This window comes from Senimuribacter intestinalis, assembly GCF_943192965.1.
GTDB classification, from domain to species: domain Bacteria; phylum Bacillota; class Clostridia; order Peptostreptococcales; family Anaerovoracaceae; genus Senimuribacter; species Senimuribacter intestinalis.
The window spans coordinates 202,333-217,695 of record NZ_CALPCF010000002.1 but is presented as its reverse complement, the minus strand read 5'-3'; the positions used below and the strand labels follow the sequence as shown (position 1 = coordinate 217,695).

Here is a 15,363-nt window from a genome sequence, read left to right as displayed (position 1 = left end):
CTTTACTTTTTCAAAAGCTCGATGATTCTTGTCAATCGAGCTTTTTGCTGTCCATTCATCATGGGCATTAAGCTCTGTACCGCTGCCATCTGTTTCTCATAAGGAATATTAGCTGCTTCGAGCTGATTCTTGATTTTCATAATTTCTGATACAAGTTCAGCGTCGCTTTTCTGTTCGTAGGATTTAGCCTTAGCTACAGTGGTTTTCTTATCAGCGGAAATTCCCAGCTGTCCTGCCAAATCTAAAATGGTCTTATCGTCTAATTGCATGAATACACTCCTTTCTACTACACTATATGCACCAAATGCGCCGGTATTTCATAATATGATATAGAAATTACGGAGGTGACATATGGCAAACAACCCTATTCCCATTCTGGCTGTGCTGTTTCTTTTAAAATCCAAAAATACTGGAACCGGTTTCAGACCACCGGTTATGAATACCCTGGAGCTGGAATCCATGCTGGACAATGCTCATTCCATGATACATACCATCGAAAAACTCCGCGGTTTTGCCCAGGTCAGCGGGCAAGGCAGCCTTCCTGATATGAAAAAAATGATGGAAATCGTTGAAAAATTACCGCTTTAGTGTATAATAGACATATACATTTTAAGGAGGTATGACATGGCTTTAGTAACAACAAAAGAAATGTTCGCAAAAGCAATTAACAGTGACTATGCAATTGGTGCTTTCAATGTAAACAATATGGAAATCATTCAGGGTATTGTCGCTGCGGCCCAGATAGAACAGGCACCGCTGATTCTGCAGGTCTCTGCAGGTGCCAGAAAATATGCAAAACCATCTTACTTAACCAAACTGGTGGAGGCTGCCATCGATGATACCGGTGTAGATGTTACACTGCATCTGGACCACGGTGAAGATTTTGAAATCTGCAAGAAGTGCGTCGACGACGGATTTACTTCTGTTATGATTGACGGCTCCAAATATCCTTTGGAAGAAAACATCGCTCTGACCAAACAGGTGGTAGAATATGCTCATGCACACGGTGTTGTGGTAGAAGCTGAGCTAGGCAAACTGGCAGGAGTGGAGGACAATATCAAGGTTGACGCTCGTTCTGCAACCTTTACAGACCCGGATGAAGCTGCAGAATTCGTAGAAAAGACCGGCGTAGACTCTCTCGCCATCGCCATCGGCACCAGTCACGGCGCATACAAATTCAAGGGAGAACCTTATCTGGATTACGAAAGATTGAAGAAAATTCATTCACTGATTCCAAATACTCCACTGGTGCTTCACGGTGCCTCCTCTGTCCTGAAAGAATTTGTCGATAGATGCAATCAGTATGGAGGAGAAATTCCGGGTGCTCAGGGCGTTCCTGAGGATATGATCCACGAAGCCGTTAAGTACGGTATCTGCAAAGTCAATGTAGACACCGACCTGCGTCTTGCCATGACCGCTGAAATCAGAAGAGTTCTCGCAGAAAATCCAGGAGAATTCGATCCAAGAAAATATCTGGGACCAGGAAGAGACGCTATCACTAGAATGGTACAGCACAAAATCAGAGATATGCTTAACGCATCAGGAAAAATGTAAAATGTAGAAAAAGAGGCTGTCTGAGACAGCCTCTTTTATGCTTTCGGTTCTTTTTCTTCTCTTACTATGCACACCGCTTCTACTCTGCTCTTAACACCAAGCTTTCTAAATAAGTTGTAGACATGCGCCTTTACGGTGCTTTCTGAAATAAACAGAGCTTCGGCAATCTGTGTGTTGGTCTTGCCGCTGTAAATTTCTTCGAGAATTTCAATCTCTCTTTTAGTCAATTCATATTTGTTCTGCACATTGGCAAGCGCCTCAGAAAGTTCCATTACTACCGGCGCCTCAGACGTATAAGAACTTCTGAAATCCCTCTTGTACTGCAGTACCATATTTGCTGCGTTGATTACCAGCCAATAGTAGATGGTTATATTCATAACCACCTCTTTATCACCGTCAATCCAGCCGCTTTCACTGATGAAATAGCTGATATAGTTTACCGTCATAAAAAACGTAATAACGATCTTATAGGCGATAAATCGTTTAGGCGCTTTGCTGCGAACACTGTTTAAAATGCTGCTGATACTGCCCACAATCAGAAGACCAATGAGAGGCACATCAATAATCAGTCTAATCCAGTAAATTTCTCTAAACAGAATGATCGCCGCCATCCAGATAATTCCATAAAAAAACACGTAGACCGACGCAAAACCCGTAAACCGGCTCTCTTCCTCTACGCCGGTAATACTGTTGCTGACCCGGAGCCACAGATATACCAGAACTGCAATGAAACAATCGCCGATACTAATCAGCAAGGAAGTTTCTATGTGTATAATGTTATCACAGTAGTAAATCACAAAGTCATAAACATTCATGAACAGGAGCATGATTACAAAGGGTTTCATGGAAGCAAACTGCTTTTCTTTATCTCCTTTTCCTGCCAGCCACTGTATGGTCAGCCCGCAGGCGCCTATCAGAATTGCAAATATATAAAGAAAGACAATAACATGTCGCATACAAGATCCTCTCTATCCAAAAGCTTACTTTTATTTATTTTACTATGGAATATACCAAAAGACCAGCAAAAATATGCTGGTCTTTAAAAAATTTATTGTCCGATTCTACAGTCTACCGCACAGTATGTTCTTCCAGAAGCTGGTTCTTCATATTCCACAGATTCTGGGATAAATCCACATAATATGTTTGTGGATTTTCAAAACGCAGTGTCTCACTCCAAAGCGTCTCTATTTGCTGTGAGCAATACGTTCTAATCTCTTCGATAGATGGGTTTTCATATACACATTCCCCCTTGTCAAAGAGCTGTACTCTAAGATTTTTTACGTAGAAATTATAAAGTTTTTTCTTTTTCCATACTGCATTTGGATCAAAGATTTCATATCCGTCTACTTCAGGAATTTCTTCACCATCTACAGTTAAAACGTCTGCCAAAGCTTTTCCTGTCTCCTTGTCGAAGAGTCGGAACAGAGACTTAAAGCCAGGATTCGTAATCTTCTCCACATTCTCAGAAATTTTAATCTTAGGAATGATTTTTCCTTCCTGTTCCAAAGCCGCCAGTTTATATACACCGCCAAAGACCGGTTCTGACTTGGCTGTAATCAGTCGTTCACCCACGCCAAAGGAATCAATCTGTGCGCCCTCCATAATGACATCCCTAATGATGTACTCGTCCAGCGAATTAGATACCGTAATAGTACAATCCGTAAGACCGGCTTCGTCCAGCATTTTCCTGGCCTTCTTTGTCAGGTAAGCCACATCGCCGCTGTCGATACGAATGCCCATCTTCTTTGGCTGTGCTTCCTTGAACACCTTGATTGCATTAGGCACGCCGGACTTCAGCACATTATAGGTATCCACCAACAAGGTACAATTTTCTGGATAAATTTCGGCATACTTTTTAAATGCCTCGTATTCGGACGGGAACATCTGGACCCAGCTGTGAGCCATAGTCCCAAGGGCTGTAATGCCAAAATCTCTGTCTGCGATGGCACATGCTGTTCCTGCACAGCCTCCGATATATGCCGCACGAGCGCCGTAGACCGCTGCTGCAGTGCCATGGGCTCTTCTCGTCCCAAACTCCATGACAGGTCTTCCCTGTGCCGCTCTGACGATACGATTTGCCTTGGTTGCAATCAAACTCTGGTGATTAATGATTAAAAGCACCATTGTTTCAATGAACTGCGCCTGAATTACAGGCCCTCTCACCGTCAAAATCGGTTCATGGGGAAAAATTGGTGTTCCCTCCGGTACCGCCCAGACATCACAGGAAAATTTAAAGTCTTTCAGATAATCCAGAAAATCTTCACAAAAAATTCCTTTCTCTCTTAAATAGACAATGTCTTCTTCTGTAAAATGCAAATCTCTCAAATAGTCAATGAGTTGTTCCACTCCCGCCATCACTGCATAGCCGCCGCCATCGGGCACTTTTCTAAAGAACATATCAAAATAAGCGATATCTTCTTCTACATTACCTGACTGAAAATATCCATTTGCCATAGTGATTTCATAGAAATCCGTCAGCATCGTCAGGTTTTCATTTTTCATCATTGGGATAATCTCCTTTAGTATACAATCCAAATCATATCTATGCCTTTCTCTGCCCGCCACAGGCACGTATCGAAAGGTACAATTTAGTATTATACACTATTTCAGAATTTTCTTCAAGAACTCTCCAGTATAAGATTTTTTGCACGCTGCAATCTCCTCCGGAGTTCCTGTAGCAACTATGGTGCCTCCACGGTTTCCACCATCCGGTCCTAAGTCGATTACATGGTCCGCCCTCTTGATGACATCCAAATTATGCTCAATGACAACCACAGTATTGCCTGCGTCCACCAGCTTATCAAGCACTGCAATCAGTTTATCTACATCAGCAAAATGAAGCCCTGTAGTTGGCTCGTCTAAAATATACAGTGTTTTTCCCGTACTCCTCTTGGAAAGTTCCGACGCCAGCTTGATTCTCTGCGCTTCACCGCCGGAAAGCTGGGTTGATGGCTGTCCCAGTTTGACATAATCGAGTCCCACCTCGTTGAGAGTATCCAGCTGTCGTTTGATAGTAGGAAGGTTTTTGAAAAAGTCCAAAGCCTCGGATACGCTCATATCCAGCACGTCAAAAATGCTCTTGCCTTTATATTTCACTTCCAATGTTTCTCTGTTATATCTCTTCCCTTTGCACACTTCGCAAGGTACATAAACATCAGGCAGGAAGTGCATTTCTATCTTGATAATACCGTCACCGCTGCACGCCTCACATCTGCCGCCTTTTACATTGAAGCTGAATCTGCCTTTTTCAAAACCGCGGATTTTGGATTCCGGAAGGCTTGCAAAGAGGTCTCTGATGTGGGTGAACATGCCGGTATATGTCGCCGGATTGGAACGAGGAGTTCTTCCGATTGGAGACTGGTCAATGTTGATGACCTTGTCGATGTGTTCAAGTCCGGTCATATTCTTAAACTTGCCAGCTTCGTCCTTTGTTCTGTTAATCAGCTTTGCCGCGCCTTTATACAGAATCTGGTTGACAAGGCTGCTCTTGCCTGAACCGGAAACCCCAGTGACGCAGACGAATTTCCCAAGGGGTATGTCCACGTTTACTTTCTTTAAGTTGTTTTCTTCAGCACCTTTGATGGTGATACACTTACCGTTTCCTTCCCTTCTTGACTTCGGTACAGCGATGGATTTTTTGCCGGATAGATACTGCCCCGTAATGGAGTCAGGACACGCCATGATATCCTCGACTGTTCCCTGCGCCACCAGTTCACCGCCGTAAACGCCTGCCGCAGGTCCGATATCGATGATGTGATCCGCGGCGTACATAGTATCCTCATCGTGTTCCACGACCAGCAGGGTATTTCCTAAATCAGTCAGCTCCCGCAATGTTGCCAGCAGCTTTTCATTATCTTTTTGATGCAGCCCGATACTAGGCTCATCCAGAATATAAAGCACACCCATAAGGCTGGAACCAATCTGCGTCGCAAGACGGATTCGTTGGGATTCACCGCCGGAAAGGGTCCCCGCTGCCCGTGAAAGGGTCAAGTAATCCAGTCCTACGTTAATCAGGAAATTCAGTCTTTCTTTGATTTCCTTGATAATCTGTCTGCCGATGATTGCTTCCTTTTCGGTCAGCTGCAGCTGATCAATAAATTCGTAAGCTTCACGAATAGAAAGGTCGGAAAGCTCTGCCAGATTCTTTCCTCCTACAGTAACTGCAAGAACCTCCGGTTTCAGCCTCTTTCCTTTACAGTCGGGACAATCCCGCACTGTCATATATTTTGCCATACGCTCTTTCATGAAATCAGAATTAGTTTCACGATAACGCCGCTCTAAGTTGTTGATTACCCCTTCAAAAGGATGATCTCTTTCGGATTTGCTTCCGCTGCTTCTGCTGACATAAGTGTATTTCAGGTGGCGCGTACCTGTGCCATAGAGCAGTTCTTTCTTGAACTTCTCAGGTAGTTCCTCATAAGGGGTATTCAAATCCACACCGTGGTCTCTTGCCAAAGCATCAATCATCTGTCTGTAAAACCCAGAAAATTCCATGGACGCAAAAATATTGCCGAGGGCTCCTTTGATAATGCTCTTGTCCGTCTGGATAATCAACTCCGGATCAATTTTCTGGGTAAATCCCAGCCCGTTGCAGGACGGACACGCCCCGAAGGGACTGTTAAAAGAGAACATTCTCGGTTCCAGTTCCTCAATGCTGACACCGTGTTCCGGACACGCCAGCTTGGTAGAGAAGGTCTTCTCTACAGAATAATCCTTGTCCACAAACTGCACCACAACCAGACCGTCACCCTGATGCATTGCCAATTCAACTGCTTCCGAAATACGGCTTTCCTGTCCGTCTTTGATGATGATACGGTCGACGACAATTTCTATGGTATGCTTGAACTTTTTGTCCAGCTTGATTTCTTCTTCATTAATTAGCCTGATTTCCCCATCGATTCTGACTCTGGTAAATCCCTCTTTGCGAATTCGCTCCAGAATCTTCTCGTGCTCGCCCTTACGCTGCCTGACAACCGGCGCCATAATCATCAGTTTGGTGCCTTCCGGGAATTCCATAATCGTATCCACCATCTGATCCACAGACTGACTGGTGATAGGCTGTCCGCAGACCGGGCAGTGCGGCTGTCCGATTCTCGCATAAAGCAGTCTCAGGTAATCGTGGATTTCTGTCACCGTTCCCACTGTGGAGCGGGGATTCTTGCTGGTGGTCTTCTGGTCGATGGAAATCGCAGGTGAAAGCCCTTCAATCAGCTCTACATCCGGTTTATCCATCTGTCCCAGAAACTGTCTCGCATAGGAAGAAAGACTCTCCACATATCGTCTCTGTCCCTCTGCATAAATCGTATCAAATGCCAGCGAAGATTTTCCTGAACCGGAAAGACCGGTCAAAACCACCATCTTATCTCTCGGGATTTTTACATCGATGTGTTTCAGATTATTCTCGTTGGCACCTTTTACAATAATTTCATTTGCCATATATCTAACTCCGTTTCTGTAAAATTATCTCTATGTTACGTCTAGTCTATACCGACGGTTGCGCCGCAAATCACGCCAACCTTATGACAGCCGGCTCTTATATTCAAATATCTGGTCACGCAGCTGCGCCGCACGTTCAAACTGCAAGTTCTGCGCAGCATCCTTCATTTCTTTTTCTAATTCCTTTACGTAATCCTTCAGTTCCTTCTGGGTCATTTCTATCGGCTTCTTGCCCTTATATCTGCCCTCATCCTCTGCTGGTTTGGTTGCCTCAATGACCGCGCGGACTGATTTCTGTACACTCTTCGGCGTAATTCCGTGTTCCTCGTTATATCTCGCCTGAATGCCTCTTCTTCGCTGCGTCTCGTCGATTGCCGCCTTCATAGCTTTGCTGATATAATCTGCATACATAACAACCTTGCCATCTACGTTACGAGCGGCACGGCCGATGGTCTGAATCAGTGAAGTCTCCGTTCTGAGGAAACCTTCCTTGTCGGCATCCAAAATTGCCACCAGCGATACCTCCGGAATATCCAGTCCCTCTCTCAGCAGATTGATGCCAACCAGCACGTCAAACTCTCCGAGGCGTAAATCCCTGATAATCTCAAGGCGTTCCAAAGTATCCACCTCCGAATGAAGGTATCTGACTCTGATTCCAGCATTGGTCAAATAGGTTGTCAGGCTCTCTGCCATCTTCTTGGTCAAAGTGGTGACAAAGGCACGTTCTCCTTTGGCAGCGGTCTGTTTCAGTTCGCCAATCAGGTCGTCAATCTGTCCTTCGGTCTTTCGCACTTCAATCGGCGGGTCCAAAAGACCTGTCGGTCTGATAATCTGCTCTGCTGTAATGCCGCCAGCCTTTTCTCTCTCATACGATGCTGGCGTGGCGCTGACATACACTGCCTGATTGACAAGTCCCTGCCATTCTTCAAACTGCAGCGGTCTGTTATCCAGCGCTGACGGCAGTCTGAATCCGTACTCTACTAACGATGATTTCCGCGATCGATCCCCTGCATACATGGCACGAAGCTGCGGCAGCATGACATGAGACTCGTCTATCATCAGCAGAAAATCATCGGGAAAATAGTCTATCAAAGTATACGGTCTGGTGCCCGGCGCAAGGCCATTGATATGACGGGAATAGTTTTCGATTCCCTTGCAGGTGCCGATTTCTCTGAGCATTTCCATATCGTATCTGGTTCTCTGCTCAATTCTCTGCGCTTCCAGCAGTTTGCCCCGATCCTTAAACCAGCGCACTCTCTGATCCAGCTCATCCTCTATGGTAACCAGCGCCCGCTCCATATTCTCCTTGGAGGTAACATAGTGGGATGCCGGGTAAATTGCGATGTGGTTCCTAAGTCCCAGAATTTCTCCTGTCAGCGGATTCATCTCTTTAATACTCTCCACCTCGTCACCGAAGAGTTCTATGCGAACTGCCTTATCGGACCCTGCCGGAAAGATATCGATGATATCTCCCCGCACGCGGAAGGTGCCTCTCTCAAATTCCAAATCGTTTCGGACATACTGGATGTCTATCAGTTTGCGCAAAATTTCATTGCGGGGCTTCTCCATCCCCGGCCGCAATGAAATCATCTGATTTTCATAATCAAAAGGGCTTCCCAGTCCATAAATGCAGGAGACAGACGCTACGATGATGACATCGCGCCGCTCGGCCAAAGCTGCTGTTGCCGAGTGGCGCAGCTTTTCTATTTCGTCGTTGATATCGGAATCCTTCTCAATATAGGTATCGGTAGACGGCACATACGCCTCCGGCTGATAGTAATCGTAGTAGGACACAAAATACTCTACCGCGTTCTCTGGAAAAAACTCCTTAAACTCACCGTGAAGCTGAGCTGCCAGCGTCTTGTTATGAGAAATAACAAGGGTCGGCTTCTGTACCTTTTCTATGATGTTCGCCATGGTAAAGGTCTTTCCGGAACCGGTGACGCCCATGAGTGTCTGGTGCTTCTTTCCGTCCAGAATCCCGCTGACCAGCTTATCTATTGCCTGTGGCTGGTCACCCATAGCATTATATTCTGATACTAATTTGAATTGACTCATGAAAGTTCCTCCCCTATGAATCAGTCTTTGTCTTGAATATCTTTGGAACTACTGTAAAAAACAGCAATTCAATCTGTTTACCCAAAAGAGTTCCTTCTTAATCTTAATCTAATAAAAAATTCTTTGCAAGAATGAGTTTATTATACCATAAACTCATCGCCTTTGCAAACAAATGTTCGTTTTTCTTTCAATTTGCTCTAAAGGAAGCCATCTCAAAGTGGAACGTAAAAATCCGCACCATAAGACCTTATTGGTTCATAAATGGTGCGGATACCGTTTAAGGAAAATGGTGCAGTCATGCATCCCTTTTTTGTATTTAAATATATGTTAGTCGTTAGGTCTGTTATAGAACCAGCCGCCAATTTGTTCCGTCTTAATCACGTTAACAAACGCGCCCGGATCAGCATCCATAATCGCTGCAAGAACTTTGTTTACCTCTTCACTGGAAACCACAGAATACAGCATATTCCGTTCTGTTCCCTGATAACACCCAATTCCCTTAAAATGGGTTGCGTCATGGTTGGTAATCGCCTTGATCCTACCGTAAATTACATTGGGCTGCTCCGTGATAATCAGCAGCGTATGCTTCTGATATCTTTTGTACAGCATCTGTATAACCTGCGTAGAGCAAAACTGAAAAATAATTGAGTACAATGCTTTATCAAAACCGAAAAGAATGCCTGCCGCAACAAGAATACACACATTGCCCATAAAGATATAGTTCCACGCGTCAATGCCTTTCTTCTGAGAGAAGTAAATGGATATGAAATCGGTACCACCTGCACTGGCCCCCACGTAAAGCGCCAGACTGATTGCTACACCGTTTAGAATGCCTCCGAAAATGCAGATCAGAAGTACATCATAAGTAATTGTCACAGCTGACAGAATATCCGTCATGAAACTGCTCAATACAATCACATAAACGGAATAAAATGTAAATCGTTTTCCCAGATACTTAATACCTATATAAATAGGAACCAAATTCAGCGGAATATACAGTACCGTATACGGAATGGACAGTCCCAGAAATGTATCCGCAATCTGCTGAAGCAGAATCGTAATTCCCGCAAAGCCTCCAGGAAACAATCCCCCGGTTCGAACAAAGCTTCTCAGATTAAAAGCGTAAAGGAGTGCCCCTGCCGTACAGAAAAGAATTCTTCGTAATTCTTTTTTTGTTCTCTGTTTTTTTGTCAGTTCCATGCAGTTTACTCCTCCTCTGGCAGTTTACTTACATCAATCCACGCTTCTGACTTGGAAAACCCGAAAATCTCATCGCAAGTCAGTTCGATGGCACTGTTTGCACTGCCGCAGGCAGGAAACACCGTCTCAAATCGTTTCATAGACACATCACAAAAAATCCGCACTTTGGGATTTTCGACAGCAAAAGCACAAACGCCGCCAACGGCATGTCCTGTATAGAATTCCACTTCTTCAGCAGACAGCATTTTTGCCTTAAATCCAAAATAGTCCTTAAACTTCCGGTTATCTACCTTCGAATCTCCCGCCATCTGAATCAGAATACAGCCGTCTTCACTTTTGAAAGACAGCGTTTTACAAATTCTTGCGCCCGAAACACCTACCGCATGAGCCGCCAATTCCACAGTTGCACTAGAAACGTCAAACTCCTGAATTCTATCTTCTAGTCCATATTGCCCAAAATATTCTCTCACTTTCTCTATTGCCACAAGTATACCTCCTATAAAAAGCTTTCTAATTAGTATACGTGAAATCTATCTAAATCTCAATAGTTACTAATTAGAAAATTTCTGTTTTCCCATATCAAACCTTCTTGTCCTAAAGTCATATTACATGTAATATATGCCAGATTGTGCATTTTTGTGTCACCGAACCAAAAAACCTTTCTTTTTTGGTGGTGTTTTTTCAATTATCAGATTTTTCTTTGTTCAGATGTGTATACATGTTGACTTTTTACCCATCTTTCACATATAATGAAGCTGTATAAGTTATTTTTATGCATTTATTTTATCCTAATTAGGAGGTAGTTCAATGGACAACAAGAACAACAAAGGCTTTAACAGTAACTTTGGATTCCTGATGGCTTCCATCGGATCGGCTGTAGGTCTGGGTAACCTTTGGTCCTTCCCGTTTAAGATGGGTAACATGGGTGGATTTGTATTCCTGCTCTGTTATCTGTTCTTCCTGGTAGTCGTAGGTTATCCGCTACTGATGGGTGAATTTGCCATCGGTCGTAAAACAGGCAAAGCTGCAATTGAGGGCTTTGAAAACACAAACAAGAGTTTCAAGATTTTTGGTATCATTGAAACAATCGTACCTTATTTCCTGGTTGCATTCTACTGCACATTCGGCGGATACATTACCAAATATCTGGTTGCATCCATCGGCTGGTTAGTAGGTGCCGGCGATCTTGGTACTGCTGATGCCGGTGAATACTTCGGCGGTTTCATTTCCAGCGGTATGCCGGCAATTCTCTACATGGTAGCTTTCTGGGCATTGACTGTACTTATCGTTTATCTGGGTACATCCGGTATTGAGAAATTCTGTAAGGTAGCCATTCCTGCCCTGATTGTATGTATGGTTATCATCATTATCAGAGCAGTTACTCTGCCAGGCGCAGGCGAAGGTCTTGCTTTCATCTTCAAGCCTGATATGAGCGCATTTAAAGGCACTGGCTGGATTGGTGTTCTGGGCGCTGCAGGAAATCAGTGCTTCTTCTCACTGTCACTGGCATCCGGTTGTCTGATTGCATATGGTGCTAAACTGAACAAGAGTGAAAACCTAGAAAAGAACGCAGCAATCGTAGCTGTTGCAGATACTCTGGTTGCGGTTATGGCTGGCGTCTGCATCTTCCCTGCAGTATTCGCATACGGTCTGGAACCGGGTGCAGGTCCTGGGCTTCTGTTCTCCACTATGGTAACTGTATTCCAGAACATGGGCGCAATCGGTCCTATCTTCAGCGTAATCTTCTTCCTGCTGGTATTCTTCGCAGCACTGTCTTCCTCCATCGGTATGATGGAAGGCGGTATCCAGGCTATGGTAGACGCACAGGAAAGAAAAGGCAAGATGGGCGGAAGAGCAAAATGCGTTGCCCTGACTGCAGTAATTGCTCTTGCTGGTAACTTAATCGTAACCGGTGATGGTCTTGGTTCTTCCGGTTGGTGGAATCCGCTGGCTGCACTCCTTGGGCCTGAAGCTGATAAGGTATGGCTGGACTTCTTCGATTTGTTTGCAGAAGGTCTGCTGATGCCAATCGGTGCTACCGGTATGGCAGTCATGCTTGGCTGGACCAGACTGAGATTCCTCGACGAGGAAGTTTCAGAAGGTTCCGACTTCAAAACAAAAGGTTTCGTACATTTCTGTCTAAAATGGCTGGATCCAATCATCTGCGGTATTTTGATTATCGTATCTCTAGACGGATTCTTCGACTTCACAGATTTATTCTAATAAGACCACATACATATGCACGATTTGCATAAACGACGCAGAAACCGGGATTCTTCTCAATCCCGGTTTCTGCTTTCTTTCGTCTATTTTCATACATTAAAAGGAATCCAATTTTATTCAGTTTTTTATGTCATATAACAAATTTCCAAAAGGCTTTATGTTATGATTGACAACTTCACTACAGCCAGATATAATGGTAGGACAAACTATATATTTGCAATTATCAATTAGGAGGACTTTATCTCATGACACAACAACAAGGTAAAGGTCAATGGGCGAGCAATTTCGGCTTTCTAATGGCCGCAATCGGCTCCGCTGTTGGTCTTGGCAACTTATGGGGATTCCCGTACAAGATGGGAATCAGTGGAGGATTTGCTTTCCTCATCCTGTATCTAATCTTAGTCGTACTGGTAGGCTACGTAATCTGCCTTGGTGAGCTTTCTCTGGGAAGAAACTCCGGCAAAGGTGTTGTCGGCGCTTACGAAGCATTAAGTAAAAAATATGCGTTTATCGGATGGTTCGGATGGATTTCTCCGCTGCTGATTCTGGGCTTTTACTGCATGCTGGGCGGCTACTGTCTGAAATACGCGATTGCCAATATCGGAGATCTCTTTGGTGCAGGCTTTGGCGTTGGATCCACAGATAGCGGTGAATTTTTCGGTACATTTTCCACCGATATGGTGCAAAGTTCTGTTTACACCATTATCTTCGTCGCGCTGACTATCTTTATCGTTCGCGGCGGCGTTTCCAGCGGTATTGAGAAGTTTACCAAAGTGGCTATGCCGGCGCTATTCGTATGTCTGCTCATTGTTATCGCAAGAAGCGTTACCATGCCGGGCGCAGCTGCAGGTCTGGAATTTATGTTTAAACCAAACTGGGACGTATTCCAGGGCGCAGGCTTTATCAATGTTCTTGCCGCAGCAGGCGGTCAGATGTTCTTCTCCCTGTCGCTGGGCATGGGCATCACTGTTACTTACGGTTCTTATATGACAAAGGACGCCAGTCTGGAACGCAGCGCACTGATTATTCCACTTGCAGATACGATCATCGCCATCATGGCAGGACTTGCCATCATGCCAGCAGTATTCGCTTCCGGTCTTGATCCTAAAGGCGGTCCTGGTCTGCTCTTTGTAACACTGCAGACTGTATTCTCTGCAATGGGAGGAATTGGTCCAATCTTCGGATTCATCTTCTACGGTCTGGTATTCATCGCAGCTATCACCTCTTCCATCGCTCTGCTGGAAGCTGTCAGCTCCACCGTCATGGACAAGCGCGCAGAAAAAGGCAAACCGATTGACAGAAAACTGGTTGTAACTATTATGGGTATTATCGTAGGTCTGGAAGGCGTTTTCGTAGCGCTGGATGGACTTGGCGGCAATGGATTCCCGCAGATTTTTGGTCAGAGCACCTGGCTTGATTCCTTCGACTTAGTATCCGAGGGTATTCTCATGCCGCTGGGCGCATGCTACATGGCAATCATCCTGCCGACAGAACTGGTAGACAAAGAAGTGACCCTGAACGGCAACAAGTTCAGAACCCAGAAATTCTTCGATTTCTGCATCAAATTCGCAGCGCCGCTGCTGATGGTTCTGGTTCTTCTGGGACAAATCGATACCTTCTTTAAAATGGGTATTTTCTCATAATATAGACCACAAAGATGCCGCATGGTTGAAAACCGACGCGGCATTTTTTTAATTAGGATATTTATAGTTGTACAATCAGTCGATACATCAGTTCCAGTCTTTTTTCGATGGTGTCCAGTTCCAAATACTCTCCGCTGCTGTGCATATCGTTACCCACAGGACCGCACCCACAAAGGGTGGGCACGCCCAGACTTGCGATGTGATTAGCATCTGATACGCCGCCGGTATCTATCCAGCAAATACTCTGCCCCAAACCGGACGCTGCCTGGTTCATCTTCTGCATTAGCTCTTCTGTCACGTTTGATGGATTCATCGGCATAATTACATTTTTAAAGACTGGTTCCGCTTTCACGCCGTTTACATCTGGATTCTGTTTTAAATAAGACACCTTCTCCCGAATCTTTTCAAGCGCATGGGAATCCTTAAAACGAATATCAAATACAACTTCCGCCCTTTCCGCTACTACATTAGACGCTGTTCCGCCAGCTGCCACACCAGCCGTAATAGAAGTGCCTGCAGAAAAATCCTGCAGCGCCGTCAGTTCTGTAATCCAGCGTGCCATTTCCACAAGGGCATTGGCCCCTTTTTCCGGCGCAACCCCGGCATGGGCAGCAATCCCCTGAAAGGACACTTCCAAATCTGCGCCGCCTTTCCTGCTTCTGACAAATCCGTTATTTTGTCTTCCCGGCTCAAAGACAAAGGCGTACCGGGTATGCCTTGCCAGTTTCTGCAGCCAGGATTTGGAGCGTCCAGAACCGATTTCCTCATCACTGTTAAAAGCAAGGCAAATTCTAAGTTCTGGTCTTACCGCTCTCAGCTGTTTCGCAAGATGCATTGCCAGAACCAGTCCAGCCTTCATATCTGCTGCGCCCGGTCCGTATGCCAGATTACCTTCTTCCCTGTACGGTCTTTCTGCTGCTGTTCCTTTCGGAAATACTGTGTCCATGTGACCGACAAACATCACATCAAAATCCTTCTCCGAATGTGTCCTTGCCTCAATGCGTGTATCCTCATCGAAGGTTTCCACCAGATAGCCTTCATCTCTCAATCGGTTCGCGAGCATTCTGCCTATCACGGCAATGTCCTGCAAATTTTCACTGCTGCTGTCCAAATTTACGATTTCCGCAAGTTCTTTGCGGAATTGTTCTATATTCCACATGCTCTTGCTCCTTTCTTTTTTCTAAAATTATTATATACTCTTTTGGGAAGGTGAACAACATGAAACTCAACCAGCTATATTATTCCGGAT

12 protein-coding genes are annotated in these 15,363 nt (G+C 44.9%); 4 read left to right on the top strand and 8 right to left on the bottom strand.

Features of this window, described 5'->3' with window-relative positions:
- Positions 1–2: 2 nt before the first annotated feature.
- The gene (locus tag NFR88_RS03035) at positions 3–269 is read right to left on the bottom strand and encodes a hypothetical protein (RefSeq protein WP_160202049.1); all 267 of its coding nucleotides are present in this window, start codon (positions 267–269) and stop codon (positions 3–5) included.
- An 82-nt stretch (positions 270–351) separates the two neighbouring features.
- On the opposite strand from NFR88_RS03035, the gene NFR88_RS03030 reads away from it, so the two are divergent.
- Together NFR88_RS03030 and fba are read left to right on the top strand one after the other, a co-directional pair.
- The gene (locus tag NFR88_RS03030) at positions 352–588 is read left to right on the top strand and encodes a hypothetical protein (RefSeq protein ID WP_160202048.1); all 237 of its coding nucleotides are present in this window, start codon (positions 352–354) and stop codon (positions 586–588) included.
- A gap of 36 nt (positions 589–624) precedes the next feature.
- Complete coding sequence (fba, locus tag NFR88_RS03025) at positions 625–1,554, top strand: class II fructose-1,6-bisphosphate aldolase (protein WP_251613445.1); 930 nt, start codon at positions 625–627, stop codon at positions 1,552–1,554.
- A 35-nt stretch (positions 1,555–1,589) separates the two neighbouring features.
- On the opposite strand, the gene NFR88_RS15035 is transcribed toward fba, so the two are convergent.
- The 6 genes from NFR88_RS15035 to NFR88_RS02995 all read right to left on the bottom strand — a co-directional run bounded on the left by NFR88_RS15035 (position 1,590) and on the right by NFR88_RS02995 (position 10,733).
- Positions 1,590–2,510 carry a response regulator transcription factor gene (locus tag NFR88_RS15035; protein ID WP_275557582.1) on the bottom strand — a complete coding sequence of 307 codons (921 nt, stop codon included), beginning with the start codon at positions 2,508–2,510 and terminating at the stop codon, positions 1,590–1,592.
- A 112-nt stretch (positions 2,511–2,622) separates the two neighbouring features.
- Positions 2,623–4,059, bottom strand: a complete 1,437-nt coding sequence (locus NFR88_RS03015; protein WP_330588304.1) for a nicotinate phosphoribosyltransferase — start codon at positions 4,057–4,059, stop codon at positions 2,623–2,625.
- A gap of 96 nt (positions 4,060–4,155) precedes the next feature.
- Positions 4,156–6,990: an excinuclease ABC subunit UvrA gene (gene uvrA / locus NFR88_RS03010; protein ID WP_161908384.1), complete on the bottom strand. Its 2,835-nt coding sequence runs from the start codon at positions 6,988–6,990 to the stop codon at positions 4,156–4,158.
- A gap of 81 nt (positions 6,991–7,071) precedes the next feature.
- Complete coding sequence (uvrB, locus tag NFR88_RS03005; protein ID WP_251613441.1) at positions 7,072–9,048, bottom strand: excinuclease ABC subunit UvrB; 1,977 nt, start codon at positions 9,046–9,048, stop codon at positions 7,072–7,074.
- Between the two features lie 327 nt (positions 9,049–9,375).
- Entirely contained in the window at positions 9,376–10,248 is an 873-nt protein-coding gene (locus NFR88_RS03000) for a YitT family protein (protein ID WP_160202044.1), read from the bottom strand.
- A 5-nt stretch (positions 10,249–10,253) separates the two neighbouring features.
- Positions 10,254–10,733, bottom strand: a complete 480-nt coding sequence (locus NFR88_RS02995) for a YbaK/EbsC family protein (RefSeq protein WP_160202043.1) — start codon at positions 10,731–10,733, stop codon at positions 10,254–10,256.
- 322 nt (positions 10,734–11,055) lie between these two features.
- Here NFR88_RS02995 and NFR88_RS02990 point away from each other — a divergent pair, with 322 nt between their 5' ends.
- Together NFR88_RS02990 and NFR88_RS02985 are read left to right on the top strand one after the other, a co-directional pair.
- The gene (locus NFR88_RS02990) at positions 11,056–12,471 is read left to right on the top strand and encodes a sodium-dependent transporter (protein ID WP_251613438.1); all 1,416 of its coding nucleotides are present in this window, start codon (positions 11,056–11,058) and stop codon (positions 12,469–12,471) included.
- Positions 12,472–12,716: 245 nt separating this feature from the next.
- Complete coding sequence (locus tag NFR88_RS02985; RefSeq protein ID WP_160202041.1) at positions 12,717–14,114, top strand: sodium-dependent transporter; 1,398 nt, start codon at positions 12,717–12,719, stop codon at positions 14,112–14,114.
- 61 nt (positions 14,115–14,175) lie between these two features.
- Here NFR88_RS02985 and NFR88_RS02980 read toward each other — a convergent pair whose 3' ends face one another.
- A complete protein-coding gene (locus NFR88_RS02980; protein WP_251613433.1) occupies positions 14,176–15,273 on the bottom strand; it encodes a M20 family metallopeptidase in 1,098 nt (365 codons plus the stop codon).
- Positions 15,274–15,363 lie beyond the last annotated feature (90 nt).

What these genes read in the sequence shown, in the direction of transcription:
- NFR88_RS02985 (WP_160202041.1), top strand. Translation starts at nt 12,717, where the DNA reads ATGACACAACAACAAGGTAAAGGTCAATGGGCGAGCAATTTCGGCTTT.
- NFR88_RS02980 (WP_251613433.1), bottom strand. Translation starts at nt 15,273, where the DNA reads ATGTGGAATATAGAACAATTCCGCAAAGAACTTGCGGAAATCGTAAAT.
- NFR88_RS15035 (WP_275557582.1), bottom strand. Translation starts at nt 2,510, where the DNA reads ATGCGACATGTTATTGTCTTTCTTTATATATTTGCAATTCTGATAGGC.
- NFR88_RS02990 (WP_251613438.1), top strand. Translation starts at nt 11,056, where the DNA reads ATGGACAACAAGAACAACAAAGGCTTTAACAGTAACTTTGGATTCCTG.
- NFR88_RS03030 (WP_160202048.1), top strand. Translation starts at nt 352, where the DNA reads ATGGCAAACAACCCTATTCCCATTCTGGCTGTGCTGTTTCTTTTAAAA.
- fba (WP_251613445.1), top strand. Translation starts at nt 625, where the DNA reads ATGGCTTTAGTAACAACAAAAGAAATGTTCGCAAAAGCAATTAACAGT.
- NFR88_RS03035 (WP_160202049.1), bottom strand. Translation starts at nt 269, where the DNA reads ATGCAATTAGACGATAAGACCATTTTAGATTTGGCAGGACAGCTGGGA.
- NFR88_RS03015 (WP_330588304.1), bottom strand. Translation starts at nt 4,059, where the DNA reads ATGATGAAAAATGAAAACCTGACGATGCTGACGGATTTCTATGAAATC.
- NFR88_RS03000 (WP_160202044.1), bottom strand. Translation starts at nt 10,248, where the DNA reads ATGGAACTGACAAAAAAACAGAGAACAAAAAAAGAATTACGAAGAATT.
- uvrA (WP_161908384.1), bottom strand. Translation starts at nt 6,990, where the DNA reads ATGGCAAATGAAATTATTGTAAAAGGTGCCAACGAGAATAATCTGAAA.
- uvrB (WP_251613441.1), bottom strand. Translation starts at nt 9,048, where the DNA reads ATGAGTCAATTCAAATTAGTATCAGAATATAATGCTATGGGTGACCAG.